The following is a 25,377-nucleotide window of genomic DNA, read 5'->3' on the forward strand; positions in this document are numbered from 1 at the left end:
CCCCACTAGCGGGACGAATACAAGGGCAGACCATGCTTTATCCTGAACTCTTCAAGACCATGGAAGCCGTGCGCTGGAACATGGCGCATGACATTCCCTGGGGCGACTTCGATCGCAGCAAGCTCTCGGACGAGCAGGCACACACGATCAAGATGAACGCCATCACGGAATGGGCCGCCTTGCCGGCCACCGAAATGTTCCTGCGCGACAACCGCGGCGACAGCGATTTCTGCGCGTTCATGTCGGTGTGGTTCTTTGAAGAGCAGAAGCATTCGCTGGTGCTGATCGAATACCTGCGCCGCTTCCGTCCGGACTTGGTGCCCACCGAGGAAGAGCTGCACAACGTGCGCTTCGAGTTCGACGCCGCGCCCGAACTCGAAACCCTGATGCTGCATTTCTGCGGCGAAGTCCGTTTGAACCACTGGTACCGCCGCGCCGCCGAATGGCACACGGAACCGGTCATCAAGGCCATCTACAAGACCGTGGCCCAGGACGAGGCCCGCCACGCCGGCGCCTACCTGCAGTACATGCGCCGCGCGCTGCACGACCGCGGCCAGGACACGAGCGAGCAGGCGCGCCTGGCGTTCTCCAAGATCGGCGTGCTGATGGCGTCGGCCGGCCGCACGCAGCAGGCCCTGCATCCGACCAACCTGCACGTGAACAAGGACCTGTTCCCCAACGACACGGTGCAGTCGCGCCTGCCGGAACCCGGCTGGCTGGAGCACTGGCTGGACACGCAGATCCGCTTTGACGGCGTGTGGGAGCAGAAGGTCGCCACCCGTATCCTGCACATCCTGTCCAAGCTGATGGACCGCAGCTTCGAAACGGTGAAGGACCTGAACCGCTACCGCAAGGAAATGACGGCCCTGATCGTGCCCAAGGAAAAGCAGATCATCCTGGGCGGCGCCTGAGCCGGGGCGATACAATCGCCGCATGCCTGCCGCCCGTTTCGAATCCAAGGTCCTGTCCCGCGACGAATGCGTCGCTGCCGTCGCCGACGGCCGCTATCCGCGGCCGCTGGTGTTCACCAACGGCGTCTTCGACATCCTGCACCGGGGCCACGCGACCTACCTTGACCAGGCCGCCCAACTGGGCGCGACCCTGGTGGTGGCGGTGAACACCGACGAGTCGGTGCGGCGCCTGGGCAAGGGCGCCGAGCGTCCGCTGAATCGCATGGAAGACCGCGCCGCCTTGCTGGCGGCGCTGGGCTTCGTGACCGTGGTCACGTCCTTCCATGAAGACACGCCCGAAGCCCTGATCGGCCAGCTCAAGCCTGACCTGATCGTCAAGGGCGGCGACTACGACATGGAAAAGCTGCCCGAGACCGCCCTGGTCAAGAGCTGGGGCGGCCGCGCGGTGGCGATTCCATTCGAGTTCGAGCGCTCGACCACGGCGCTCGTGAAGAAAATCCAGAACAAGTAAACCGGGCCCCGTAGCGGCTCAGCGCGGTTCCCGCAGCAGGCGGTTGATTGCTTCCAGGTCCGCTTCGGCCAGGATGCCGCTGGTGGCCTTCAGGCGCAGGCTGGCGAGCACCGTGCTGTAGCGCGCCAGCGCCAGGTCGCGCTGGGTGGCATAGAGCTGCTGCTGGGCGTTGAGCACGTCCAGGTTGATGCGCACGCCGACCTCGTAGCCGGTGCGGTTGGCCTCGACCGCGGCGCGGCTGGATTTTTCGCCTGCCTCCAGCGCCTGGATGCGGGCCAGGCCGCTGGTGACGCCGGTGTAGTACTGGCGCGCGGCCTGCACGGCCTGGCGGCGCGCTGCCTCATAGTCATGGCGCGCCTTCTGTTCCAGCTGGACCTTTTCGGTCACTTGCGACGACACCCCGCCGCCCGAGTACAGCGGGATCGACAGCACCACGCCGATGGTGCTGTCGATGGGCTTGCCGGGCGCGGCATTGCGCATCACGGCGTCGCTGGCGCTGCCGCTGCTGGCGCGCAGGTTCAGGGTGGGATAGTGGCCGCTTTTGGCGATCTGGATCTCGCGGCCGGCGATGCGCGTCAGAAGCTGCGCGCGCAGCACGTCCAGGCTGGAGGACTCGGCCTGGTTGCTCCAGTCGGCCACGCGGGCGGGCTGCGGCGCGGGCAGTTGCACGCCATAGGGCAGTTCGGACAAGGCGCCGGGAGGCATGCCGATGATCTTGGCCAGTTCATCGCGGCGGACTTCCAGATCGTTCTGCAGGCGCAGTTCCTGCGCCACCACCAGGTCGTAGCGCGCCTGCGCCTCGTAGGTGTCGGTGATGGTGGCGTTGCCGAGTTCGAAGTTGCGCTTGGCGGATTCCAGCTGCCCGGCCACGGCGGCCTTCTCGGCCTCGGTGGCGGTCAGCGTGTCCTGGGCGTAGAGCACGTTGAAATAGGCATCGGCCACGCGCAGCAGCAAGTCCTGGTAGGCCTGTTGCAGCTGCACTTCGACGTCGGCGACGATCAGCTTGGACTGTTCGAAGTTCTGCCAGCGGCCCCAGTCGAACAGCGGCTGGGTCAGGGACAGGTCCCAGACGCCGCGGCCGCCGCTATAGGCGATGCCCATGCCGCGAGTGCTGCGGGTTTCCTGGTAGGCGCCGCCGGCTTCGGCGGAAATCAAGGGCAGGAGCAGCGAACGGGCCTGGGGCTCTTTTTCCAGGCCGGCGCGATAGTTGGCGCGCGCTGCGGCGTAGATCGGGTCATTGCCCAGCGCCGATTGCCAGATCTGGATCAGGTTCTGCGCGCGGGCAAGCGTCGGGCCGACGCTTGCGGCGCAGGTAAAAACCAGTAAAGCCGTTAGCAATCGGAAACGCATGGTGGTCAACGATACGCCGGGCCGCCCGGGGCGCGGCGGCCCCGTCAAGGAGGCAGGCGCCGGGCGGCAGGGTTGGGGATCAGAACTTGAACTGGGAGACCGTGACGCCGCGCAGCGGCTTGATGACGGTTTCGAACAGGTTCACCGTTTCGAAGCTGGCCGCGGTGGTGCGGGTGATGCGACAGGCCGTCATGACGGGCGCCTGGCCCACGATCACGACCAGGCGGCCACCCACGCGCAGCTGGTACTTCAGCGCGTCGGGGACGGTCGGCACGGAACCCGTGACGAGGATGGCGTCGTATTCGGTGGAGCCCCAGCCGTTGCGGGCGTCGCCGGTTTCGACCTTGACGTTGGTGACGTTGTTCATCTGCAGGTTCTGCTGCGCGAACGTCACCAGGCGGCTGTCGATTTCGACCGAGGTGACCTGCTGCGCCAGGTAGCCCAGCAGCGCGGCCTGGTAGCCGGAGCCGGTGCCGATCTCCAGCACGCAGTCGGACTTGGTCAGCTGCAGCTCTTGCGCCAGGCGGGCTTCCACCTTGGGCGCCAGCATGTTCTGGCGGGTGTTGACCGCGTTGATCTCAAGCGGCAGTTCCAGGTCGGAAAACGCCAGCGCGCGCAGGGCCGGCGGAACGAATTGTTCGCGGCGCACATCGAACAGCGCTTGCAGCACGTTGGCGTCCAGAACGTCCCACGGGCGGATCTGCTGTTCCACCATGTTGAAGCGGGCTTGTTCTACGTCGGGCAGGGTCGAAGCGTTCATGACGGTCAGAAAAAACAGAGGAATCAACAGACCATTGTACCGATTCGTAGCGTACTGTGACGCCCGGCCCCGCCGACAGATGTTTCAGACGCCCGGATCTACCACCAGGCGTGGAAGTGGTGCACCGGGCCGTGGCCCGACCCCACCGACAGGCGCTCGGCGTGGCGGATGGCCTCCGTGAGGTAGGCCTTGGCGCGACGCGCCGCCTCGGGCACGTCCCCGGTTTGCGGCAGCAGGGCGGCCAGCGCCGCCGACAGCGTGCAGCCGGTGCCGTGGGTATTGGCGGTTTCGATGCGGTGGCCGGGCAGCTCGATCATGCGGTCGCCGTCGTGCAGCAGGTCGATGGTCTCGTTGCCGGGCAGGTGGCCGCCCTTGACCAGCACCCAGCGCTCGCCCGAATGGGCCAGCTTGTTGCGCAGGCGTTCGGCCACGCGCCGCATTTCCTTGACCGTCTCGACCGGGCGCTCTTCCAGCAGCACGCCGGCTTCGGGCAGGTTGGGCGTCAGCAGGGTGGACTGCGGCAGCAGGGCTTCGCGCATGGCGCCCACGGCATCGCGCTCCAGGAGCAGGTCGCCGCTCTTGGCCACCATGACCGGGTCCAGCACCACGTGGGCGGGGGTCCACTTGGCGAGCTTCTCGGCCACCACCTGGATCACCGGCTGCTGGCCCAGCATGCCGATCTTGACCGCGTCGATGCGCACGTCCGCGAACAGCGTGTCGATCTGCTGGCCGACGAAAGCGGGCGGCACCGCAGAGATGCCGGTGACGCCCTGGGTGTTCTGCGCCGTCAGCGCGGCGATCACCGCGCAGCCGTAGGCGCCCAGCGCGCTCATGGCCTTCACGTCGGCCAGGATGCCGGCGCCGCCGGACGGGTCGACGCCGGCGATGGTCAACGCGTTGGGGATGGGGCGGCCGCTGGCGGCCTGCTGGCGACCGTTCATTTGGGGGCGCCTGCCGTGATCAGGCCTTCGTTGGGCGAGCTGGGAGCGCCGCTGTACAGCTTCTTGGGCATGCGGCCGGCCAGGAAGGCCTCGCGGCCGGCTTCCACGCCTTTCTTCATGGCGCTGGCCATCAGGATGGGATCGCGCGCGCCGGCGATGGCGGTGTTCATCAGGACGGCGTCGCAGCCCAGTTCCATGGCGATGGCGGCGTCCGACGCGGTACCCACGCCGGCGTCCACCACGATGGGCACGCGGGCCTGTTCGATGATCAGGCGCAGGTTCCAGGGATTCAGGATACCCATGCCCGAGCCGATCAGCGAGGCCAGCGGCATCACGGCGACCGCGCCCAGGTCTTCCAGCATGCGGCACTGGATGGGATCGTCGGTGCAATACACCATGACCTTGAAGCCTTCGTCCACCAGGGTCTTGGTGGCCTTGAGCGTCTCCGGCATGTTGGGGAACAGGGTCTGCGGGTCGCCCAGCACTTCCAGCTTCACGAGGTCATGGCCGTCCAGCAGTTCGCGCGCCAGGCGCAGCGTGCGCACGGCCTCGTCGGCGCTGTAGCAGCCGGCGGTGTTGGGCAGCAGCGTGAATTTGGACGGCGGGACGTAGTCCAGCAGATTCGGTTCACCGGCGTTCTGGCCGATATTGGTGCGGCGGATGGCGACGGTGACGATCTCGGTGCCGCTGGCGTCCAACGCCGCGCGGGTCTGTTCGAAGTCCTTGTACTTGCCGGTGCCGACGAGCAGGCGCGACGAGTAGGCGCGGCCGGCGATGGTGAGGGTGTCTTGAGTGGTCATGGCGGAGGTTCAAAGGGCGGGTGCGCACGATGCGAGACCCGCGGGGACTGGCGATTCGTTGGACGAATGATAAAGCACGGCGCCGCGCGGCAGGCCCGTCCGGTGAAATGTAGCGTTCCACTATTTGCAGATCGCGGCGCGGACGCGGTTCAGCGCAGGCGGTCCAGATCGGCGCAGATCGCCTCGGCGGCGTCGATCAGGCGCGGACCCGGGCGGTACAGGGCGTCGGCGTCCACGCCGTACACGCGCCCCAGCCGCGCGGCGGGCAGCCCCAGCGCCTGCCAGGCTGCCAGGTTGCGGGCGCCGTCCTCGGGTCGGGACGTGCCGGCCAGCACGGCCTCGGGCCGCGCCGCCAGCACGCTTTCCAGCGTGACCTGGGGCGCCACCACGGGGGCCTGGCCGAAGACATTGACGCCGCCGCAGACGCGCAGGGCGTCACTGACGATGCTGCTGTCGTTCAGGGTGTAGATGGGATCCAGCCCCGCCTGCACGAAGACGCGCACGGGGCGGCGGCCGGCATAGCGGGCGGCCAGGGCGTCCAGCCGCGCGCGCAGGGCCTGGGCCGCGGGCCGCGCCTGCGCTTCGGTGCCGAACAGCGCACCCATGCGTTCGACTGCATCGGGGATGGCGGCCAGGGTCTGCGGATCGCTGTAGAACACCGGCACGCCCAGCTTGTCCATCACCCGCGCCAGCGGCGCGGCGGCGGCGGGCTGCCAGGCGATCAGCAGGTCCGGGCGCACGGCCGCCACGCGTTCGGGATCGGGCTGGGTGCCGTCGCCGATGACGGGCAGCTGGCGAGCGGCGGGCGGATAGTCGCTGCCGCGGATGGTGGCGATGAGCCGGTCGCCCGCGCCCGCGGCAAAGACGAGTTCGGTGGCGTGCGGGGCCAGGGTGACGGCGCGCCGGGCGGGGGCGCCCAGCGAGACCTGGCGTCCCTGGTCGTCGCGGACCTGGATGGCCGCGCCGGCCGCGGCACTGGTTGCCGGACCTGCCAGGGAACTTGCTGCGGCGGGTCCCGCAGACAGCAGCGCGCCCAGGGCCAGGAACAGCTCCGGAGCGATGCGAGGGAGGGTGCGTGCGCGGGTCATGCAGGAGACCGATATAGCCAGCGGGGAACGCCGACTATATCGGAATGCCGCGATCAGTAGCGCAGCGTGAGCGACGCGTAGAAGTTGCGGCCAGGCGCGGGGTACAGGCTGTAGTTGGCGACCGGGCCCAGCATCTCGAACGAAGCATTGCCGCCGCGGATGCCGTACGTGGCGTACTGGCGGTCGAAGATGTTGTTCACGCCGATGGCGCCTTCGATGTTGCGCGTGAACTTGTACGCCACCTTGGTGTTGAACAGTACGTAGGCGTCCAGTTCCTTGGCGAACTGGTTGGCCTGGTCGTTGTCCATGCGCGACTTGCCCACGTATTGCGCCGTCACGTTCCACAGGAACGCATCGGTGGGACGCCAGGTCACGCCGGCGTTGGCCAGCCACTTGGGCGCCAGCGGCACGGTCTTGCCAGCCAGGTCCACGCCGGCGTAGGTGCCGGAGCGGAATTGCGCTTCCATCCAGGTCAGGTTGGCGTCCAGCGACACGCTGCTGGAAATGGCGGTGTGGCCTTCCAGTTCGATGCCTTGGCGGCGGGTCGGATCCAGGTTGGTGTTGGCGCCCGTGCCCGGGCCCCAGATGCCGTCGGCCAACGGGTTGTACTGGATCTCGTTGGTCAGGTCATAGCGGAAGTACGACAGGCGGGCGCTGCTGCTGGCCGATTGCCAGGTCACGCCGATTTCCTTGTCGGTGGAGGTCTGCGGCGCCAGCGGGGTCTGCACCGACAGCAGTTCATCGGCGTTGGGCAGGCGGAAGCTGCGGCCGACCTTGCCATACACGCCGAAGCCGGCGGGCAGGTCCTGGCGCACGCCCAGCTGCCAGGCGGTCAGGTGGTTGCTGCGGTCCGACGCCGTGCCCGAGCCGGAAATCACGTCGAGGTCGTCGGAGGCGTACTGGCGGCGCACGCCGGCCGTCACGTAGGTGGTATCGGTGGCGCGTACCTGGCCTTCGGCGAACAGGCCGTACTGGTGCTGGCGCGACTGCCACTTCGAGGGCTGGAAGTCGTAGTAGGCGTTCTGGTTGGCGGTGGTCTTGGCTTCCTGGCCGTCGGCGCCGAAGACGATGCTGTGGCCGCCGTTGATCGGCAGGCGGTAGCGCACGCTGGCGATGTTCTCTTCCAGCTTCTGGTCGCGCAGGATGTCGCCGAAGCCGTCGTAGGTCAGGCCGTCGAGCTTCTTTTCGCGGGTCGACAGGTCGGCGTACAAGGTGCCGGCGCCGATGGCCTGCTCGAGCTGCAGGCCGAAGGTGGTGGTGGTGGTCTTGACGTAATCGACGTCGTTCTTCGAGCCGCGCGGATCGTCCTGGTATTCGTTCAGGCCGGTCTTGGGGTTGATCGTGCGCGGGCCGGGCAGTTCCAGCTTCTGGGTGGTGGTGCGGCCGTACAGGCGGATCGAGCCGTCGTCATGGCGGAAGGTGATGCCGCCGCCGCCGCCCTCGCGCCGCTCGCCGCTGTGATCGCGGTAGCCGTCGCTGTGCAGCGACTGCATGTAGGCGTCGATGCCGACCTTTTCATTGTTCATGGCCACGGCGGCGTCATACTGGCGCAGGCCGTAGCTGCCGAAGGTGGCGGTGGCGCGGGCGCTTACCGGTTCCTTGGCGAAATCAGGGCGCGTGATGATGTTGATCACGCCGCCGGTGGTGCCGCCGCCGTATTGCACCGAACCGCTGCCGCGCACGATTTCAATGCGCTCGACCTGGTCCAGCGGCACCACGCCCAGGCTCGGGGCCGACAGGTCGTTGGTGTTCTGCTTCACGCCGTCGATCAGGATCAGCGTGTTGCTGGCGCCGGTGATGCCGAAGCCGCGCAGGTCGACGATGGAGTTGTCGCTGGAGCTGCTGGTGTTGATCAGGTGGATGCCGGCCTGGGTCGACAGCACGTCCTGCATGGTGCGGGCGCTGGACGCCGCGATGTCCTCGGCGGTGATGATCGAGATCGACACCGGCAGCGTGCGGCCGTCGGTGGGCACGCGCTGGGCGGTGACCGTGATGGCGTCGAACTGGGGAGTGTCGGGGGCGGCTTGCTGGGCGGCGGCGACGGCCGGGGCGGAGCAGAGCAGGGCGCCGGCGTAGCGCCGGATGGAGCGGGTTTTCATCTACGTAACCTCGATGCGACCCGCGACCCCGCAGGCCATTCACGATGGGGAGGATGCCCAAGCCGCGGCGGGCCGGTGAGGGCCTGGCGGCATTGCATGGACTTCCTGGCGATCGAACAGGCCGGTATCGGGCTGCCATGGGCGCATTGCGCGCATGGGGACCGTTGCGGGGGCAGCACAGGCTGGAGCCAGGGTTTGCCGGCGCCTTGTGGGGCGGCAGTCCTGGGAGGTTCTTCCTGTTTCCCGTTTACCTTTCGCGCGCGGCTGGCAAGTGTTGCGTTCTTGCCTGCCCAGTGCGCCGAAAGCACCGGTTCGGGGCCGAAACTGTATCACCGGGAGGCGCGGATAGGCCCATTTTGTTACGATCAGGGCTTGTTTTTGCGGCGTTTTTCGCTTTTTCGCCACATAGCGCCGCCATCGCCAACTCCATCCGGACCTGCCCGTGTCGTATCCCCGCCTGCCTTACCCGCCCGAAGCCTATACCCACGGCAGCGAATTCGCCCGCCTGCTGGGCAAGCGCATCCTGATCCTGGATGGCGCCATGGGCACCATGATCCAGCGCTACAAGCTGGGCGAGGCGGATTTCCGCGGCGAGCGCTTCGCCGGCCACGGCAAGGACGTCAAGGGCAACAACGAGCTGCTGTCGCTGGTGCGTCCGGACGTGATCTCCGAGATCCATCGCCAGTACCTGGAAGCCGGCGCCGACGTCATCGAGACCAACACCTTCGGCGCCACCACCATCGCGCAGGGCGACTATGAACTGCCGGAACTGGCCTACGAACTGAACCTGGTGTCCGCGCGCCTGGCGCGCGAGGCCTGTGACGCCTACAGCACGCCCGAGCGGCCGCGCTTCGTGGCCGGCGCGCTGGGACCGCAGCCCAAGACCGCGTCGATCTCGCCGGACGTGAACGATCCGGGCGCGCGCAACGTCACCTTCGAGGAATTGCGCGTCGCCTATGTGGAGCAGCTCAACGGCCTGTTGGACGGCGGCATCGACATCGTCCTGATCGAAACCATCTTCGACACCCTGAACGCCAAGGCGGCCATCTTCGCCACCGAGGAAGTGTTCGAGGCGCGCGGCGTGCGCCTGCCCGTGATGATCTCGGGCACGGTGACCGACGCGTCCGGGCGCATCCTGTCCGGCCAGACCGTGGAAGCCTTCTGGAATTCGGTGCGCCACGCGCGCCCCATCACCATCGGCCTGAACTGCGCGCTGGGCGCGGCGCTGATGCGGCCCTACGTGGCCGAGCTGGCCCGCATCTGCGACACCTACGTCTGCGTCTATCCGAACGCCGGCCTGCCCAATCCCATGGCCGAGACCGGCTTTGACGAAACCCCGGCCGATACCTCGGCGCTGCTGGAGGAATTCGCCCGCGCCGGGCTGGTCAACATGTCGGGCGGCTGTTGCGGCACCACCCCGGACCACATCCGTGAGATCGCGGCCAAGGTCATGTCGCTGACTCCGCGCGCCGTGCCGGACATTCCGGTCAAGACCCGCCTGTCGGGCCTGGAGCCGCTGAACATCGACGAAGACACGCTGTACGTCAACGTCGGTGAACGCACCAACGTGACGGGCAGCAAGATGTTCGCCCGCCTGATCCGCGAAGAGAAATACGACGAGGCGCTGGCCGTGGCCCGCCAGCAGGTCGAGAATGGCGCGCAGATCATCGACATCAACATGGACGAGGCCATGCTGGATTCGGTGGCTTGCATGCGGCGCTTCCTCAACCTGATCGCCTCCGAGCCCGACATCGCGCGCGTGCCGATCATGATCGACAGCTCCAAGTGGGAAGTCATCGAAGAAGGCCTGAAGTGCGTGCAGGGCAAGCCCGTGGTGAACTCGATCTCCATGAAGGAAGGGCTGGAGCCCTTCCGCCACCATGCGCGCCTGTGCCGCCGCTACGGCGCGGCCGTGGTAGTGATGGCGTTCGACGAACAGGGCCAGGCCGACACGCTGGAGCGCCGCAAGGAAATCTGCGGCCGCGCCTACAAGATCCTGGTCGAGGAAGAAGGCTTCCCGCCGGAAGACATCATCTTCGATCCCAACGTCTTCGCGGTCGCCACCGGCATCGACGAACACAACCACTACGCCGTGGACTTCATCGAAGGCACGCGCTGGATCCGCGAGAACCTGCCCTACGCCCGCATCTCGGGAGGCGTGTCCAACGTCAGCTTTTCGTTCCGCGGCAATGAGCCCATGCGCGAGGCCATCCACACGGTGTTCCTCTATTACGCCGTCAAGGAAGGCATGACGATGGGCATCGTCAACGCCGGCCAGCTGGGCGTGTACGCCGACCTGGATCCCAAGCTGCGCGACCTGGTCGAGGACGTGGTGCTGGACCGCGCCGAGCCCGTGGGCAAGACGGAAGCCGACGACGAGCGCACCCCGACCGAGCGCCTGGTGCAGTTCGCCGACAGCGTGAAGGGCTCTGGCGCCAAGAAGGAAGAGGACCTGACCTGGCGTAATGCCGAGGTCGAGGCGCGCCTGTCGCATGCGCTGGTGCACGGCATCACCGCCTTCATCGTCGAGGACACCGAGGAAGTGCGCCAGAAGATCGCCGCGCGCGGCGGCCGTCCGATCGAAGTGATCGAAGGCCCGCTGATGGACGGCATGAACGTGGTGGGCGACCTGTTTGGCGAAGGCAAGATGTTCCTGCCGCAGGTGGTGAAGTCGGCCCGGGTCATGAAGCAGGCCGTGGCCCACCTGATTCCCTTCATCGAGGAAGAAAAGCGCCAGATCGCGGCCGCGGGCGGCGACGTGCGCGCCAAGGGCAAGATCGTCATCGCCACCGTCAAGGGCGACGTGCACGACATCGGCAAAAACATCGTATCGGTGGTCCTGCAGTGCAATAACTTCGAAGTCGTGAACATGGGCGTGATGGTGCCCTGCGCCCAGATCCTGGAAAAGGCCAAGGAAGAGAACGCCGACATCGTCGGCCTGTCCGGCCTGATCACGCCCAGCCTGGAAGAAATGGCCTACGTGGCCAGCGAAATGCAGCGCGACGAGTACTTCCGCAGCCGCAAGCTGCCGCTGATGATAGGCGGCGCCACCACCAGCCGCGTGCACACCGCCGTCAAGATCGCGCCCAACTACGAAGGCCCGGTGATCTACGTGCCGGATGCCAGCCGTTCCGTGGGCGTGGCGACGAACCTGATGTCGGACCAGTCCGCAACGTATCTGGCGGAGTTGGCCGAGGAATACGAAGAGGTGCGCCGCCGCCACGCCAATCGCAAGGCCACGCCCATCCTGCCGCTGGCGGAAGCGCGCGCCTCGCGTCCCGCGATCGACTGGGACAACTACACGCCGCCGCGCCCGAAGTTCATCGGCCGCCGCACATTCAAGAGCTACGACCTGGCCGAAATCGCCAAGTACGTGGACTGGGGCCCGTTCTTCCAGACCTGGAGCCTGTTCGGCCCGTTCCCCGCCATCCTGGACGACAAGGTCGTGGGCGAGCAGGCGCGCAAGGTCTACGCCGACGGCCTGGCCATGATGAAGCGCATCATCGAAGGCCGCTGGCTCACCGCCAACGGCGTGGTGGGCTTCTATCCGGCCAACAGCATCAACGACGAAGACATCGAGGTCTACAAGGACGAGACCCGCAGCGAAGTGCTGTTCACCTACCGCAATCTGCGCCAGCAGGGCGCCAAGCGCGAAGGCGTCAGCAACAAGTGCCTGTCCGATTTCATCGCGCCCAAGTCCAGCGGCAAGCTGGACTACATCGGCATGTTCGCCGTCACGGCGGGCCTGGGCATCGAAAAGAAGGAGGCGGAATTCGAAAAGGCCCTGGACGACTACTCCAGCATCATGCTGAAGTCGCTGGCCGACCGCCTGGCCGAAGGCTTCGCCGAATGCCTGCATGCCCGCGTGCGCCAGGATTTGTGGGGCTATGCGCCCGACGAAGCCCTGTCCAACGACGACATGATCGCCGAGAAGTACGTGGGCATCCGCCCCGCGCCCGGCTACCCGGCCTGCCCCGAACACGTCATCAAGACCGACATGTTCCGCGTGCTGGACGGCGCCGATATCGGCATGATGCTGACCGACAGCTATGCCATGTACCCGGCCTCCAGCGTGTCCGGCTTCTACTTCAGCCACCCGCAGTCGCAGTACTTCAACGTGGGCGTGATCGGCGAAGACCAGTTGCAGGACTACGCCGCCCGCAGTGGCCGCAGCATCGAAGACCTGAAGCGTACCCTGGCGCCGAACCTGGGTTGAGCGCTGCGGGGGAGCGGTCAGGCGTACTCGCTGGCCATTCCCCCGTCCATGCGGCTGCGCCGTTACGCCTGCTCTCCGTCTTGATGCGTCTTGCCTTTGCCCACATAGGGAATGGCCTGGTCTATGGTTTCCCAGATGTAGCGTCCCGATGGACTTTGCTGTTCCTCGGCCACGTGCGACACCAGGCCGGCCGCGCGCGAAATGACGGCGAAGCCGCGCATCAGTTCGGTCGGCACGCCGATCTCGCTGAGCAGCGCGGCCACCGCGCCGGTGGCGTTGATGGTGATGTGCTTGCCGTAGGTCTCGTCGATCGCGGCCGAGAGCAGGCGCAGCGCCTTGAGCGAGTCGCCCTTGAGTTCCGGTTCGGCCTCGGCCAGCGCCAGCAGCTTGATCGAGCGCGGGTCGTCGGGCTTGTGCAGATGGTGGCCGAAGCCGGGTAACGCGCTGCGCGATTCACGGAACTCGCGGGCGATCGCCAGGGCTTCTGCGCGGCCGTCGTCGGCCTGGCGGATGCGGTCCAGCAGGCGCGAGCAGTTTTCCATGGTGCCGACGAACTGGCTGCCTACCGCCATGAGGCCGGACGCCACCGCGCCCTGCAGGTTTTCCGGCGCGCTCATGTAGATCAGCCGGGTGGCGATGGCGCTGGGCGTCAGGCCATGCTCCATCAGCGTGACCAGCACCGCGTCGACGATGCGCAGGTCCACTGGGCGCGCCTCGCGGCCCAGGATCTGCATGATCATGACTTCGGTGAAGGTCTTCTTGCCGATCAGGTCTTCGACCAGATCCACGTCGCGGTAGGACATGCCGGTAAGGTGATGCGCGCAGAGGCGGGTTTCGGGCGTTTTCATGAGGTCTCCTTCAGGGCCGCGTCGCGCACGGCGTTTTTCAGTACCTTGCCCACGCTGGAGCGCGGCAAGCTGTCATGGATGTGGAATTGCTTGGGCGTGGCCACGGGGCCGAGCAGGGCGCGCACGTGCGCTTTCAACTCGTCCGCGCTGGCCTGCGCGCCGGGATGGAACTGCACGGCGGCATGGACCGCTTCACCCCACTTGTCGTCGGGCAGTCCGAACACCGAGCACTCGTAGACGGCGGGATGCGCGGACAGCGCGTTCTCCACGTCCACCGGGTAGATGTTGAAGCCGCCGGTGATGATCACGTCGCGCAGCCGGTCCTTCAGGAACAGATAGCCGCGCGCATCGATCAGGCCGGTGTCGCCGGTATGCAGCCAGCCGTCCACCACCGTTTCGGCGGTTTTTTCGGGCAGGCGCCAGTAGCCCGACATGACCAGGTCGCCCTGCACCACGACCTCGCCGATCTCGCCGCGCGGCAGCAGCGCGCCGTCGGGCGACATGATGGCCACGTCGCTGAGCCAGGTGACGCGTCCGACTGAGGCGCGGTTCTCCGGCGCTTCCAGGTCGGCGGGGCGCAGCACCGTCATGATCTGCGGCGCCTCGGTCTGGCCGTAGGTGGTGCCCAGCACAGGGCCGAAGAATTCGCGCGCCCGATCGATCTTTTCCACGGGCATGGGCGCGCCGCCGTAGATCAGGTTGCGCAGCCGCGGGAAGTCGGTGCGCGAGACGCCGGGCTGCGCCATGATCATGTAGATCAGGGTAGGCGGCATGAAGCTCAGCGTGCCGCCGCGCTCGCGGAAGGCGGCGGTGATGCTGGCCGGCGTGACGCCATCCAACAGCAGATGGGCGCCGCCGCGCGCCAGCACCGGCAAGAGGTATGTGCCGGTGCCGTGCGTGATGGGGGCGGCCACGACATAGCGGTCTTCGTGGGTCAGGCCCCAGCTCATGATCTGGTTGATGATGCCCGCGTTCCACGCGTGGTACGGCTGCATCACGCCCTTGGGCAGGCCGGTGGTGCCGCCTGTGAACTTGATGGCCTGGGTGGCGTCGCGCGGTTGCGCGTGGCGCTGCGGCTCGCGTCCGGCGCAGCGGGCCAGCAGCTCATCCAGCGCCAGCGGCGCCGATGCGTCGTCCAGATGGATGTGGCGGCGGCCTTGCGGCGCCTGGGCCGGAGGCGCCAGCGGCGCGCCCACGCCGTCCACGATCACGATGGACGGCTCGGTGGCGTCCAGGATGCGCCCGATCTCGCGTTCCGTGCTGCGGTAGTTGAGCGGCACCCACACCTTGCCGCTGGCCAGCACGGCCAGCAGCGCCAGGATGTGCCGCGCGGAGTTGCCGGCGCAGATCGCCACCCGCGTCTGCGGCGCGGGATCCAGTTCTTGCAAGGCCGCGGCCAGCGCCCGCGTATCGGCGGCCAATTGCGAGTAAGTGACCTGGCCTTCGGGACCGTCCAGCGCGATGCGCTCCGGATACTGCTCGGCGGCGCGGAAGAAGAAATCTATCGGGTACATCCTGGTGTTCCTAGTTGGCTTTGAGGTTGGCGCTCTTGACGACCTTGCCCCATTTGTCGATCTCGCTGGCGATCTTCTGGGCGTAGGTCTCGGGGGTGTTGGGCTGCTGTGGCGCGTAGAAGCCGGATTGCTGGTAGGACGCCTGCAGCGCCGGGCTGGCCAGCGCCTTGTTGATGGCCTGGTTCAAGCGCTCGACGACGGGCTTGGGGGTGCCGGCCGGCGCCATCACGCCGAACCAGGATTCCACCTCGAAGCCGGGCAGGCCGGATTCGGCCAGCGTGGGCGTGTCGGGCGCGGAGGGCAGGCGCTGCGGCGAGGTCACGCCGATGGCGCGCAGCTTGCCGGCCTGCACGTGCGGCAGCGACGAGGGCAGGTTGTCGAACATGGAATCCACCTGGCCGCCCAGCAAGTCGGCCACGGCCGGGCCGCTGCCGCGGTACGGCACGTGCAGGATGTCGGTGCCGGTCTGCATCTTGAACAGCTCGCACGACAGGTGGATGGACGAGCCGCTGCCGGAAGAGGCGCAGGTCAGCTTGCCCGGATTCTTCTTCGCGTAGGCCACGTATTCCTGCACGGTCTTGATCGGCAGCTTGGGGTTGACGACCAGGATGTTCGGAATGGTCGCCAGCAGGCCCACGGGCTCGAAGCCCTTCACGAAGTCATAGTTGAGCTGGCTGTACAGCGTGCGGTTGATGGTGTTGGCGATGGAACCCACATACAGCGTGTAGCCGTCTGGCGCGGCGCGCGAGACGATTTCCGCGCCTATGTTGCTGTTGGCGCCGGTCTTGTTCTCCACCACGATGGTCTGGCCCAATTCTTCCGAGAGGGACTTCGCCATCAGGCGCGCCACGATGTCGGTGGCGCCGCCCGCCGCGTAGCCGACGACCAGCGTCACGGGACGCTCGGGATAGGGCTTGGCCGCCAGGGCCGGGGCCGCGAGCAGCGCACCCAGGGCGGCCGCCGCGGCGGCCCACCGCTTGCTTTGCATCTTCATTGTTGTCTCCGTCCTGTTTGTCTAATATTTGGACAGCTCTGCGTCTGCCCGGATTCATATTGGGCTTTGATAGGGGCCTCATCAACGTAAGCTGTCCAAAAAATGAACAAACCAGAATCCGAAGGCTCGGGGCCGCGCGTATTGCGCCGCGGGCTGCGCGTGCTGGGCGTGCTGCGGCAGGCGGGGGCGGCGGGCATGCACGTGGTCGACATCGCGCGCGCTGCGGGCATGCAGCGGACCACGGCCTATCGCTATCTCGACGTGCTGGTGCAGGAGGGCTACGCCTTGCGCGAGTCCGAGGCGCCGCGCTGGCGCGTGGCCGAGCTGGGCGTGATGATGGCGGGCGATCCGCATGCGCAGGCTGTGCGCGACCTGCGGCCGGTGCTGCGCCAGATCAGCGACGTCAGCGGCGATTCCGCTTTTCTCATCTGCCGCGCGGGCAACGATTCGCTTTGCCTGCACCGTGAAGTGGGCAACTATCCCGTGCAGGTGCTGGCGGTCACGGTGGGCCACCGCCAGCCGCTGGGCGTGGGGGCGGCCGGGCTGGCGCTATTGGCCGCGCTGCCGCCGGACGAGTCGGAAGAGGTGATTGCGCAGAACGAGCAGGCGCTGCGCGCCTACGGCGGCATGACGGTGGCGCAGATGCGGCGCCTGGTGGAGAACACGCGCGGGCGCGGCTGGTCGGTGGTGGGCAACGCGGCGGTGCCGGGCGTGTTGGGGGTGGGCGTGGCCTTGTGCGACGCGGGCGGATATCCGCGCCTGGCCGTCAGCGTGTCCAGCCTGATCGGCCGCATGCAGGCGGCGCGCCAGCGCAATATCGCCGACCTGATCCGCGCCCAGTTGGCGCAGGATGAGGTCAGGACGCAGCGCTGGGCGCTGCCGGGATTTCCCGCGGCTTAGGCGGCTGCCGGCGTCGGCACGCGGTAGGTCTTCTGGTAATGCACCGTGAAGGTCTTGAACGCGTCCAGAGCCTTGTGCGGATCGTGGCCGGGCTTGACCAGGAAGCTGTCGAAGCCGACGCGCGCCTGGTAGTGGATGGTATCGATCATCACGTCGCCGACCGCGCGCAGTTCGCCTTGCCATTGGTAGCGCGTGCGCAGCAGCTGCGCCAGCGAATAGCCTCGGCCATCGGTGTAGACCGGGAAGTCGACGGCGATGAAGGCGATGCCGGCGGGGTCCAGCGTGCCGCCGGCTTCTGCCAGGTCGCGCAGGTCGGCGTCGGGGTCAAGCAGTACCGCGACCGGATGCTGGTGGCGGCGCAAGGTGGCGCGCGAGGTCTTCCAGATGGAAAGCGGCACGATCCAGCCCGGCGCGTCGCCAGGCACCTGGCCTTCGGCGGGGACCTCGGGTTCAGGCGTGAAGACGCGCGAGGCGTCGGCTTCCAGGCGGCCGTTGCGGATCAGGTGCGGGCCGGGGGCGTCGTGCGGATAGATTTCAGACATGGGCGGCCTCGGCTTGCTGCGCGGGTTTGGCGAAGGCGGGATCGGAGTAGACGTCCTGCTTGAAGGGGTCGATGCCGACCCGGTCCACCACGTCGATGAAGCGTTCCTCTTCGCTGTCGCGCAGGCCCAGGTAAGTGCGGATCAGGCGGTCCACCACGCCAGCGACCTGCTCGCGCGCGAACGACGGGCCGATGATGCGGCCGATGGCGGCGCCGCCGCCGCGCGTGGATTCGATATCGGGCAACGGCTTGGCGGCGCCGTTCTGGCGTCCGCCGATGGTGACCTGGTACCACTCTTCGCCGGCCTTATCGACCCCGAGGATGCCGATGTGGCCCACGTGATGGTGGCCGCAGGAGTTGATGCAGCCCGAGATGTTCAGGTCCAGCTCGCCGATCTCGAAGAGATAGTCGAGATTGTCGAACTGGCGCTGGATGGCTTCGGCCACGGGGATGGAGACGGCATTGGCCAGCGCGCAGAAATCCCCGCCCGGACAGGCGATGATGTTGGTCAGCAGCCCGATGTTGGGCGTCGCCAGGTTCAGCGTCTGCAGCGTGGTCCAGAGCTCGTGCAGGCGCGCGCGGCGCACGTCGGCCAGGATCAGGTTCTGCTCGTGCGAGACGCGCAGTTCGCCGAAGCCATAGTCGTCGGCCAGGTCGGCCACCGCGTCCATCTGGTCGGCGGTGATGTCGCCCGGGGGCACGCCGGTGGGCTTGAGCGACACGGTGACTGCGGCATAGCCGGCCACCTTGTGCGGGTGCACGTTGGTGCGCAGCCAGCGCGCAAAGCGCGGATCGGCGGCGGCCAGCGCGGCGGTGTTGTCCACGTCCTGCGCGGCAGCGGCATCGTATTGCGGCCAGACGAAACGGGCCTTGATGCTGTCGACGAATTCCTGGGTGATGGTGTCGGGGCCGCCCTTGATGAGCTGCCACTGTTCATCCACCTGCTGCGCATAGACTTCCGGCGTCAGGTCCTTGACCAGGATCTTGATGCGCGCCTTGTACTTGTTGTCGCGGCGGCCGTGCAGGTTATAGACCCGCAGCGCGGCCTGCAGATAGGTCAGCAGGTCCTGCCATTCGACGAAGGGATTGATTAGCTTGCCGACGATGGGCGTGCGGCCCAGCCCGCCGCCCACCCAGACGCGAAAGCCCAGCTTGCCGTCGCGTTCGACGGCTTGCAGGCCGATGTCGTGCACGCCCACGGCCGCGCGGTCCTGCACGGCGCCGCTGACCGCGATCTTGAACTTGCGCGGCAGGAAGGCGAACTCCGGGTGCAGCGTGGACCACTGGCGGATGATCTCGCACCAAACCAGCGGATCCACCAGCTCGTCCGGCGCGACGCCGGCGAAGTGGTCGGTGGTGGTGTTGCGGATGCAGTTGCCGCTGGTCTGGATGGCATGCATCTGCACCGTGGCAAGTTCGGCCAGGATGGCCGGCACGTCTTCCAGCTTGGGCCAGTTGAACTGGATGTTCTGGCGGGTGCTGAAATGGCCGTAGCCGCGGTCCCATTTGCGGGCGATGTGCGCCAGCGTGCGCAATTGGCGCGACGCCAGGATGCCGTAGGGAATGGCGACGCGCAGCATGGGCGCGTGGCGCTGGATGTACAGGCCGTTCTGCAGGCGCAAAACGCGGAATTCATCTTCCGTTAGTTGGCCATCGAGGAAGCGGCGCGTCTGGTCGGAGAATTGCGCCACGCGTTGCTCGACTAGCTGCTGGTCGACGGGGTCATACACGTACATGTCTACTGCCCTTGAAGTCTTCTCGGTCTGGATCCCGGCGGTCGCCCGGCGCAATGCGGCAGGAGAAAGGGGTTCATAACCGTAACAGGCAGCTGTAGCGACCGTCTAAGTCATTCTGGTAATAAGATAATGGGGCCCCCACGCTGCACGCGCTTGCGCGCGCTTGCTGCCCCCCGAGGGGGCTGTCCCGCCTTGGGGCGGCCCGGCGGCGGGACGGCCATTCTTGCGGGACGGTGGATTTACAACGCGGCGTTCACCGCCCAGCGCGCGACCAGCACCAGAATGACCACCAGACAAGCCGCCATCAGCAGCCCGGTCAATATCAATGGCGCCGGCTTGTTGTTGGCGATGTCGGCATCGTAGCCGCGCCCGCGGCGCACGCCGAAGAATCCCCACAGCACGGATTTGACCGTGCGCAAGAAACTCAGCATGTTGTCTCTCCTGGCGTCGTGGCGGATAGCGCCAATGTAGGCTGCCGGACGTCGGGGAAACAGATGCAGATCCGCCTTACCTGACCGTATCAGACGCCGAACCGGCCGGGGCGCCGATGCCGCGCACGATGTGGTCCAGCAGTTCGCGCGCGGCGGGGGACACATGGCGGCCGGCGCGGCTCAGCACATGCAGGCTGCCCTGGTTGAGGATGGGGTTGGCCAGCGGCAGGCTGGCCAGGCGCTGGGCGCGCAGGTCGGCCGTGACCGCGATGGGCGGCGTCAGCGCATAGCCGATGCCGGCGGCGGCGAATTGCCACAGTGCCTTGAAGGACGAAGTGGTGAGCACGTTGCGCAGCCTGACCTGTTCGCTGATTTCGGCGGCCTGGATGTGCTGGCGCACGCCGAACCCCTCCTGCATGGACGCGCCGGGATACTCGGCCAGGTCGGTCAGCAGCAGGGGACGGCTCAGCAGGGTCAGCGGGTGGTCCTCGCGCACGATGGCGCGGATGGGTTCGGGCCGCGAATAATGGGTGCGCAGGCGGGCGTCGTTGGGCGGCTGGAACACCAGTCCGATATAGGCGCGGTCATCGACGATGCGCTGCACGATCTCGGACGTGCGCGCGACGTCGATGTCCAGCGTGACCTCCGGGTGGCTGCGCCAGTAGCCCGGCAGCACGCGCTCGAACATCAGCTCCACGAAGCCCTCGCCCAGCACCAGGTCTATGTGTCCCCGTTCGGCCTTGCGCAAGCTGTCGATCTCGGAGAAGAAGCTCTCCTGGATGTCCTGCTGGCGCTTGATGTAGCGCGCCAGGATGTGGCCCGCGTCGGTCGGCACCACGCCCCGTCCGCGGCGTTCGAACAGGGCGATGCCGCAGTCGCGTTCCAGGGCGGCTATGGCACGGCTGACGGCAGACGGGTCCATGTCCAGCACTTCGGCGGCGCCGCGCACCGAGCCGCGGCTCATGACCTGCATGAAATAGTGGGTGCGGCGGGCGTCGAGTTTTTCGTCCATGGCGGGGCTCCGTGGCGGGGAGTGCGGCGGCAGATCCACAGATACAATCTAGGGTTTACCCTTGCATGAATCGAGATCATGCAAAATTTTCCCTGGAAAAGCCTGTCCGTTGCATTTTACGCAACGTTTATGCGCCAGCCCTGTCATGGTTGCGCGCCGGGCCCCCGGCGAAAATCGGCCCTGCTGCGCGCGCCGTCGCCGCCGCCGCGCTGCGACGCCCATTGCGGGCGCCGGCCGGCCGGGATCGCGGCGGGCAGCCACGACGACTATTCACGTACTCAGGGGAATCCGATGTCACACGCCAGCGCCAGCCTGGCCGCGCCTTCCATGCCGCTATCCGGGCGCATCCGCATGCTCGCCGCCATCTTGCTGGTGGTTGTCGTTTCGGAGGCGATCGGCAGCGCCACCTTCAACGTAGGCCCGGGCAAGATCATCCTGCAGCCGATGCTGTGGGCCATCTTCATCGGCGCCATCGTGGCCGCCTTGGGCCAGCGCCTGCCGGCGGGGCTGAACATCGACACCGCCATGCAGACCCGCATCAGCGGCTATCTGCAATACGCGCTGCTGCCCTTCCTGGCCAAGCTGGGCCTGATGGTGGGCGGCGCCTTGCCGCAGGTGCGCGAAGCCGGCTGGGCCCTGGTGTTCCAGGAATTCGGCCACTTCTTCGGCACCATGGCCGTCGGCCTGCCGCTGGCGCTGCTGCTGGGCATCAAGCGCGAGGCCATCGGCGCCACTTTCTCGGTGGGCCGAGAGCCCAGCCTGGCCATCATCGGCGAACGCTACGGCATGAACTCGCCCGAAGGCCGCGGCGTGATGGCCGAGTACATCACCGGCACCGTGATCGGCGCGCTGTTCGTGGCGTTGATGGCCGGCTTCATCACCAGCCTGAACATCTTCGATCCGCGCTCGCTCGCCATGGGCGCCGGGGTGGGCTCGGGCAGCATGATGGCCGCCGGCGTGGGCGCGATCGCGTCCCAGCAGACGCCCGAAGTCGCGCACCAGGTGGCCGCGCTGGCCGCCGCCGCCAACCTGCTGACCACGGTGGTGGGCGTGTACTTCACGCTGTTCATTTCGCTGCCGACCACCATCTTCCTGTACGGCAAGCTGGAACCGGTGCTGGGCCGCTTCTCGCGCGGCAAGGCCGAGACCGTCGCCGCTGATGACGAGGTCACGCAGGACGCGCCCGCGCACGGCGTCAAGATGGGCTTCGGCGATCGCCTGACCGCCTATGTCATCTGCGGCCTGTTCGCGCTGGTGGGCAACCGCCTGGGCTACAACGTGCCGTTTGCCGACGCCTTGCCGGGCATGGGCATCATCATCCTGCTGGTCGTCATCACCGACCTGGTGCTGCGCGTGGTGCCCAAGTTGCCCGCCGTGTTCGTGCTGTCGCTGATCGCCATGACCGCGGGCTGCCCCGGCGTGCTGCCGTACTCGGACCAGATCATCGCCATGGTAGGCAAGGTGAACTTCCTGCCGTTCACGACCGTGATCCTGGCCATGGCCGGCCTGTCGATCCTCAAGGACCTGCCGGCGTTCCGCAAGCTGGGCTGGAAGATCGTGGTGGTATCCCTGGCCGCCAACGCCGGCACCTTCCTGGGCGCGACCATGATCGCGGAATTCTTCCACTGATCGCCGTTCGTTCCCGAATCAAGAACCGCCTGATGCGTCAGGCGGTTTTTTTTGGTCAGGGCGCGAAACCCGGTCGGTAACGCGCGTTGTCAGTGACATTCTCGGTCGCGCCGATGTTGGCGACCTTGGGAACGCCCAGGCCCGCCGCCTTCATGGCGACTGCGGTCTGCAGTTCCTGCACTTGCGGATTGCCCATCGCGACGCGGTAGGCCTGCAGCGGCATCAGGCCTTCGATGGTGCCCAGGTCGTTGGCGGAGCCGGCGCGCTGGGCCGCGGGGTCGGGCTGCGCGGCAAAATCCTCAACGGCGCGGCGCATGCGCGATGCCGCGTGCAGGTCGCGTAGCGCGTCCGCATTCGAGGCGTCAAAGACGGCCAGCGCCAATGGCAGACTGTCGCGGTCGCGTTCGACGCGCAGCGCGTGGGCGGCAGCCGTTGCCCGGGCCGCGTGGACGTGGGCCACGCGTTGGGTTTCGGGAAATGCGCGGGTGGCGTCCAGCGCGGCCGAGCGCGCGGGATAGGGCGCATCAGCCCGGTGGATGGCGGAGATCGCAGCGACGTTCATGCTGGGCCCCTTCTGGTGATGGCCGGCGGATCGGCCCGCCTGCCGACTTCACTGTAACAGCTGGGGGCGATCCGGGCGAAAAAAAGGCCCCTGCACGCGTCAGGGGCCTAGCGACGCGGCTCGGGGCCGCGCCGTACCAGGGCAGGTGATGGCCAGGGAGCCCGGCGGGTTCTCCCGGCCCTGCGCCTGCCCAAACCGGATCAGGGCTTGGTGGCCTGCATGGACGGACGCTGGCTGAAGGTCTCGTACCAGGCGGCGGTGGCCGGATGTTCGGCGCGCCAGTCCAGGTCGGGGAAGCGGAAGTCCAGATAGCCCAGCGCGCAGCCGATGGTGATGGTGCCGATGTCCAGGCGGCCTGCCAGCGCGGCGGCGTTCTTTTCCACCAGCGCGAGGCCGTCGCGGACCTTGCCCAGCTGGCCCTCGACCCAGCCGTCCCAGCGCAGCGCTTCCGGACGCAGCACGGTTTCGTAGCGGGCCAGCAGTGCCGCGCCCAGCATGCCGTCGGCCATGGACTGTTCCGTCAGCACCTGCCAGCGGGTCTTGCCCGACGGGAACAGAGAACCGCCGCCCAGGTCGTTCAGGTATTCGCAGACCACGCGGCTGTCGTACAGCGCCTGGCCGTCATCCGTGATGAAGGTGGGCACCTGGCCCAGCGGATTGGTGGGGATGATGGTCTGGTCGCGGGCCACGGGGCCGGCTGCGCTCGGAAGCTTCTCGATGCGGTCGGCCAGGCCGAGCTCATGGGCGATGACCATGCATTTGCGCACGAAGGGCGAGGCGGGCGAGTAGAAGATTTTCATGGGGATCCTTGTCGGTGGAGAGGCGTCAGTGTTGTGCATGGGCCAGATGTTGTCCAGCGATCCAGCCGAAGGTCAGGGCGGGACCAAGCGTGATGCCGGGGCCGGGATAGGCGCCGCCCATCACCGACTGCATGTCGTTGCCGGCCACGTAGAGGCCAGCAATGGGCGCGCCCGTGGCGTCCAGGGCCTGGGCATGCGGATTGGCGGCGATGCCGCAAGCGGTGCCGATGTCGCCGGGATAGACCTTGACGGCGTAGTAGGGGCCCGCCGCCAGCGGCGCGAGGCAGGGATTGGGAGCGTGTTCCGGATCGCCCAGGTAGCGGTTGTAGGCGGTCGATCCCTTGCCGAAGTCCGGGTCCTGGCCCTGGGCGGCGTGGGTGTTGTAGCGTTCCACCGTGGCCTGCAGCGCATCGGCGGGCACGCCCAGCCGGGCCGCCAGGGCGGCCAGCGTGCCGGCTTGCAGCAGGTAGCCGGCGTCGATCAGATGCTGGCGCGGCCGGCCCCCTGGCAGCGCCAGGCCCAGGCCCCAGGTGTCGATGAAGCGCTGGTCGCAGATCAGGAAAGCGGGAATGCTGGGCGTCGTGCCATGGCTGCGGTACATGGCCTGCACGAACTCATGGTACGAGGCGGATTCGTTCACGAAACGCCGGCCCGCGCCATTGACCGCGATGAGGCCCGGCTTGGCCCGGTCCCACACCAGGTGCGGGTAATGCAGGGGCTTGCCGTCCGCGGATTCCAGCAGCGAGACCGGCGCCCAGAACGCGGGGCTGGCGTGGCCCGAGCCGAGCGCGGCGCCGGCGGCTTCCGACAGGCGGATGCCGTCGCCGGCGTTGTCTCGCGGCGACATGGACCACAGACCCGTGGGCTGAGGATAGCTCTGCGCGCGGCGCGCCGGATCCCAGGGAAAGCCGCCCGTGGCCATCACCACGCCGCGGCGCGCGCGGATGTTCAACGACTTGCCATTGCGCCGGACCGCGGCGCCCAGCACGCGGCCCGCTGCATCGCGGTGCAGCGCCAGCGCCGGCGTGTCCAGCCAGTATTCGATCTTGCGCGCCAGCATGCCGTGGAACAGCTGCGCGGCCAGCGCATTGCCCAGCAGCAGCCGGGTGCCGCGGCGATAGCCGCGCGCGCGGTCGGCGGCATAGCGCAGCACCAGCTTCATGCTGTGGCGCCAGGCCGCGAACGAACGCGTGGCGCGCAGCAGATGGCGCACGTCGGTGATGTTGACCATCATGCCGCCCAGCACCGTGAATTCCTTCAGGGGATCCCGCAGGAAACGGAAATCGCCGCCGAGCTTGCGGCCGTCGAACTCCAGCGGGTCGAGCGAACGGCCGCCCATCGCGGCGCCGGGCAGGTCGGGGTAGTAATCGGGCGAGGCCGTGCGCGCGGCCAGATCCAGGATGCCGCGCGACACCAGGTAATCCATCATGCGCGGGCCGGCTTCGAGATAGGCGCGCTTCATGTCGTCGGGGGCCGCCGCGCCCACGGTCTGTTCCAGATAGGTCCAGACCTTTTCAAAACTGTCCGGATGGCCGGCGGCTTCTGTCTGCGCGTTCAGCGGTATCCACAGCGCGCCGCCTGAGATCGCGGTGGAACCGCCGATGCGGCCGGTCTTTTCCACCAGCAGCACGTCCAGTCCTTCCTCGCGCGCCGTCAGCGCCGCGGCCATGCCGCCCGCGCCCGAGCCGACGACCAGCGCGTCGACTTCCTTGTCCCAAGTAATGCCTTCCATGC

Annotated in this window: 21 protein-coding genes; 5 read left to right on the forward strand and 16 right to left on the reverse strand. The window is 67.5% G+C overall.

From position 1 onward, the window contains the following. Nucleotides 1-32 precede the first annotated feature (32 nt). Both DXK93_RS31445 and rfaE2 read left to right on the forward strand, forming a co-directional pair. Nucleotides 33-911: a ferritin gene (locus DXK93_RS31445; protein ID WP_054454988.1), complete on the forward strand. Its 879-nt coding sequence runs from the start codon at nt 33-35 to the stop codon at nt 909-911. 22 nt (nt 912-933) lie between these two features. Beyond that, nucleotides 934-1,422 carry a D-glycero-beta-D-manno-heptose 1-phosphate adenylyltransferase gene (rfaE2, locus tag DXK93_RS31450; protein WP_054454986.1) on the forward strand — a complete coding sequence of 163 codons (489 nt, stop codon included), beginning with the start codon at nt 934-936 and terminating at the stop codon, nt 1,420-1,422. Between the two features lie 18 nt (nt 1,423-1,440). Here rfaE2 and DXK93_RS31455 read toward each other — a convergent pair whose 3' ends face one another. The 6 genes from DXK93_RS31455 to DXK93_RS31480 all read right to left on the reverse strand — a co-directional run bounded on the left by DXK93_RS31455 (nt 1,441) and on the right by DXK93_RS31480 (nt 8,460). Then, nucleotides 1,441-2,772 carry a TolC family outer membrane protein gene (locus tag DXK93_RS31455; protein ID WP_054455867.1) on the reverse strand — a complete coding sequence of 444 codons (1,332 nt, stop codon included), beginning with the start codon at nt 2,770-2,772 and terminating at the stop codon, nt 1,441-1,443. A gap of 79 nt (nt 2,773-2,851) precedes the next feature. Further along, nucleotides 2,852-3,532, reverse strand: a complete 681-nt coding sequence (locus DXK93_RS31460; RefSeq protein ID WP_054454984.1) for a protein-L-isoaspartate O-methyltransferase — start codon at nt 3,530-3,532, stop codon at nt 2,852-2,854. Between the two features lie 98 nt (nt 3,533-3,630). Next, nucleotides 3,631-4,473 (reverse strand): bifunctional hydroxymethylpyrimidine kinase/phosphomethylpyrimidine kinase, encoded by an 843-nt coding sequence (gene thiD, locus DXK93_RS31465; RefSeq protein WP_054454982.1) that lies wholly within the window; start codon nt 4,471-4,473, stop codon nt 3,631-3,633. Next, nucleotides 4,470-5,273, reverse strand: a complete 804-nt coding sequence (locus DXK93_RS31470) for a thiazole synthase (protein WP_054454980.1) — start codon at nt 5,271-5,273, stop codon at nt 4,470-4,472. The genes thiD and DXK93_RS31470 overlap by 4 nt, the downstream gene beginning before the upstream one ends. Nucleotides 5,274-5,422: 149 nt before the next feature. Beyond that, on the reverse strand, nt 5,423-6,361 hold the full coding sequence (locus DXK93_RS31475) for a cobalamin-binding protein (protein WP_119452178.1): 939 nt from the start codon (nt 6,359-6,361) through the stop codon (nt 5,423-5,425). 53 nt (nt 6,362-6,414) lie between these two features. After that, complete coding sequence (locus tag DXK93_RS31480) at nt 6,415-8,460, reverse strand: TonB-dependent receptor (protein WP_054454975.1); 2,046 nt, start codon at nt 8,458-8,460, stop codon at nt 6,415-6,417. 442 nt (nt 8,461-8,902) lie between these two features. Between DXK93_RS31480 and metH the strand changes: the two genes are divergently transcribed. Further along, on the forward strand, nt 8,903-12,676 hold the full coding sequence (gene metH, locus DXK93_RS31485) for a methionine synthase (RefSeq protein ID WP_119452179.1): 3,774 nt from the start codon (nt 8,903-8,905) through the stop codon (nt 12,674-12,676). Nucleotides 12,677-12,738: 62 nt separating this feature from the next. Here the strand turns inward: metH and DXK93_RS31490 are convergent, their stop codons facing one another. From DXK93_RS31490 to DXK93_RS31500, 3 genes are read right to left on the reverse strand one after another with little or no spacing between them, the layout of a single operon-like run. Then, complete coding sequence (locus DXK93_RS31490; RefSeq protein WP_054454971.1) at nt 12,739-13,524, reverse strand: citryl-CoA lyase; 786 nt, start codon at nt 13,522-13,524, stop codon at nt 12,739-12,741. Further along, complete coding sequence (locus tag DXK93_RS31495) at nt 13,521-15,038, reverse strand: class I adenylate-forming enzyme family protein (protein WP_119452180.1); 1,518 nt, start codon at nt 15,036-15,038, stop codon at nt 13,521-13,523. The genes DXK93_RS31490 and DXK93_RS31495 overlap by 4 nt, the downstream gene beginning before the upstream one ends. Nucleotides 15,039-15,048: 10 nt before the next feature. Beyond that, nucleotides 15,049-16,032: a tripartite tricarboxylate transporter substrate binding protein gene (locus DXK93_RS31500; RefSeq protein ID WP_119452181.1), complete on the reverse strand. Its 984-nt coding sequence runs from the start codon at nt 16,030-16,032 to the stop codon at nt 15,049-15,051. 102 nt (nt 16,033-16,134) lie between these two features. Between DXK93_RS31500 and DXK93_RS31505 the strand changes: the two genes are divergently transcribed. Further along, complete coding sequence (locus tag DXK93_RS31505; protein WP_054454964.1) at nt 16,135-16,932, forward strand: IclR family transcriptional regulator; 798 nt, start codon at nt 16,135-16,137, stop codon at nt 16,930-16,932. Here DXK93_RS31505 and DXK93_RS31510 read toward each other — a convergent pair. The 4 genes from DXK93_RS31510 to DXK93_RS31525 form a co-directional block, all read right to left on the reverse strand. After that, entirely contained in the window at nt 16,929-17,474 is a 546-nt protein-coding gene (locus tag DXK93_RS31510; RefSeq protein ID WP_119452182.1) for a DUF934 domain-containing protein, read from the reverse strand. The two genes, DXK93_RS31505 and DXK93_RS31510, sit on opposite strands and share 4 nt — an antisense overlap. Continuing rightward, the gene (locus tag DXK93_RS31515; RefSeq protein WP_119452183.1) at nt 17,467-19,209 is read right to left on the reverse strand and encodes a nitrite/sulfite reductase; all 1,743 of its coding nucleotides are present in this window, start codon (nt 19,207-19,209) and stop codon (nt 17,467-17,469) included. The genes DXK93_RS31510 and DXK93_RS31515 overlap by 8 nt, the downstream gene beginning before the upstream one ends. A 239-nt stretch (nt 19,210-19,448) precedes the next feature. Continuing rightward, complete coding sequence (locus DXK93_RS31520) at nt 19,449-19,640, reverse strand: DUF2970 domain-containing protein (protein ID WP_013391270.1); 192 nt, start codon at nt 19,638-19,640, stop codon at nt 19,449-19,451. 76 nt (nt 19,641-19,716) lie between these two features. Further along, complete coding sequence (locus DXK93_RS31525) at nt 19,717-20,652, reverse strand: LysR family transcriptional regulator (RefSeq protein WP_119452184.1); 936 nt, start codon at nt 20,650-20,652, stop codon at nt 19,717-19,719. A 291-nt stretch (nt 20,653-20,943) separates the two neighbouring features. On the opposite strand from DXK93_RS31525, the gene DXK93_RS31530 reads away from it, so the two are divergent. Continuing rightward, on the forward strand, nt 20,944-22,281 hold the full coding sequence (locus DXK93_RS31530; protein ID WP_054454954.1) for a DUF3100 domain-containing protein: 1,338 nt from the start codon (nt 20,944-20,946) through the stop codon (nt 22,279-22,281). A gap of 55 nt (nt 22,282-22,336) precedes the next feature. Here the strand turns inward: DXK93_RS31530 and DXK93_RS31535 are convergent, their stop codons facing one another. The 3 genes from DXK93_RS31535 to DXK93_RS31545 all read right to left on the reverse strand — a co-directional run bounded on the left by DXK93_RS31535 (nt 22,337) and on the right by DXK93_RS31545 (nt 25,375). Further along, on the reverse strand, nt 22,337-22,843 hold the full coding sequence (locus DXK93_RS31535) for a hypothetical protein (protein WP_054454952.1): 507 nt from the start codon (nt 22,841-22,843) through the stop codon (nt 22,337-22,339). Nucleotides 22,844-23,043: 200 nt separating this feature from the next. After that, complete coding sequence (locus tag DXK93_RS31540; RefSeq protein ID WP_054454949.1) at nt 23,044-23,643, reverse strand: glutathione S-transferase; 600 nt, start codon at nt 23,641-23,643, stop codon at nt 23,044-23,046. 25 nt (nt 23,644-23,668) lie between these two features. Continuing rightward, nucleotides 23,669-25,375 (reverse strand): FAD-binding protein, encoded by a 1,707-nt coding sequence (locus DXK93_RS31545; RefSeq protein ID WP_119452185.1) that lies wholly within the window; start codon nt 25,373-25,375, stop codon nt 23,669-23,671. Nucleotides 25,376-25,377: the final 2 nt, after the last annotated feature.

Origin of the sequence: Achromobacter sp. K91 (assembly GCF_003576205.1) — a bacterium.
In the GTDB taxonomy this organism is placed as follows: domain Bacteria; phylum Pseudomonadota; class Gammaproteobacteria; order Burkholderiales; family Burkholderiaceae_B; genus Achromobacter; species Achromobacter aegrifaciens.

Coding starts and splice junctions, on each gene's coding strand:
- DXK93_RS31445 (WP_054454988.1), top strand. CDS start 33: ATGCTTTATCCTGAACTCTTCAAGACCATGGAAGCCGTGCGCTGGAAC.
- DXK93_RS31490 (WP_054454971.1), bottom strand. CDS start 13,524: ATGAAAACGCCCGAAACCCGCCTCTGCGCGCATCACCTTACCGGCATG.
- DXK93_RS31475 (WP_119452178.1), bottom strand. CDS start 6,361: ATGACCCGCGCACGCACCCTCCCTCGCATCGCTCCGGAGCTGTTCCTG.
- DXK93_RS31540 (WP_054454949.1), bottom strand. CDS start 23,643: ATGAAAATCTTCTACTCGCCCGCCTCGCCCTTCGTGCGCAAATGCATG.
- DXK93_RS31510 (WP_119452182.1), bottom strand. CDS start 17,474: ATGTCTGAAATCTATCCGCACGACGCCCCCGGCCCGCACCTGATCCGC.
- DXK93_RS31545 (WP_119452185.1), bottom strand. CDS start 25,375: ATGGAAGGCATTACTTGGGACAAGGAAGTCGACGCGCTGGTCGTCGGC.
- DXK93_RS31525 (WP_119452184.1), bottom strand. CDS start 20,652: ATGGACGAAAAACTCGACGCCCGCCGCACCCACTATTTCATGCAGGTC.
- DXK93_RS31515 (WP_119452183.1), bottom strand. CDS start 19,209: ATGTACGTGTATGACCCCGTCGACCAGCAGCTAGTCGAGCAACGCGTG.
- DXK93_RS31480 (WP_054454975.1), bottom strand. CDS start 8,460: ATGAAAACCCGCTCCATCCGGCGCTACGCCGGCGCCCTGCTCTGCTCC.
- DXK93_RS31530 (WP_054454954.1), top strand. CDS start 20,944: ATGTCACACGCCAGCGCCAGCCTGGCCGCGCCTTCCATGCCGCTATCC.
- DXK93_RS31460 (WP_054454984.1), bottom strand. CDS start 3,532: ATGAACGCTTCGACCCTGCCCGACGTAGAACAAGCCCGCTTCAACATG.
- rfaE2 (WP_054454986.1), top strand. CDS start 934: ATGCCTGCCGCCCGTTTCGAATCCAAGGTCCTGTCCCGCGACGAATGC.
- DXK93_RS31520 (WP_013391270.1), bottom strand. CDS start 19,640: ATGCTGAGTTTCTTGCGCACGGTCAAATCCGTGCTGTGGGGATTCTTC.
- DXK93_RS31500 (WP_119452181.1), bottom strand. CDS start 16,032: ATGAAGATGCAAAGCAAGCGGTGGGCCGCCGCGGCGGCCGCCCTGGGT.
- DXK93_RS31535 (WP_054454952.1), bottom strand. CDS start 22,843: ATGAACGTCGCTGCGATCTCCGCCATCCACCGGGCTGATGCGCCCTAT.
- thiD (WP_054454982.1), bottom strand. CDS start 4,473: ATGAACGGTCGCCAGCAGGCCGCCAGCGGCCGCCCCATCCCCAACGCG.
- DXK93_RS31505 (WP_054454964.1), top strand. CDS start 16,135: ATGAACAAACCAGAATCCGAAGGCTCGGGGCCGCGCGTATTGCGCCGC.
- DXK93_RS31495 (WP_119452180.1), bottom strand. CDS start 15,038: ATGTACCCGATAGATTTCTTCTTCCGCGCCGCCGAGCAGTATCCGGAG.
- DXK93_RS31470 (WP_054454980.1), bottom strand. CDS start 5,273: ATGACCACTCAAGACACCCTCACCATCGCCGGCCGCGCCTACTCGTCG.
- DXK93_RS31455 (WP_054455867.1), bottom strand. CDS start 2,772: ATGCGTTTCCGATTGCTAACGGCTTTACTGGTTTTTACCTGCGCCGCA.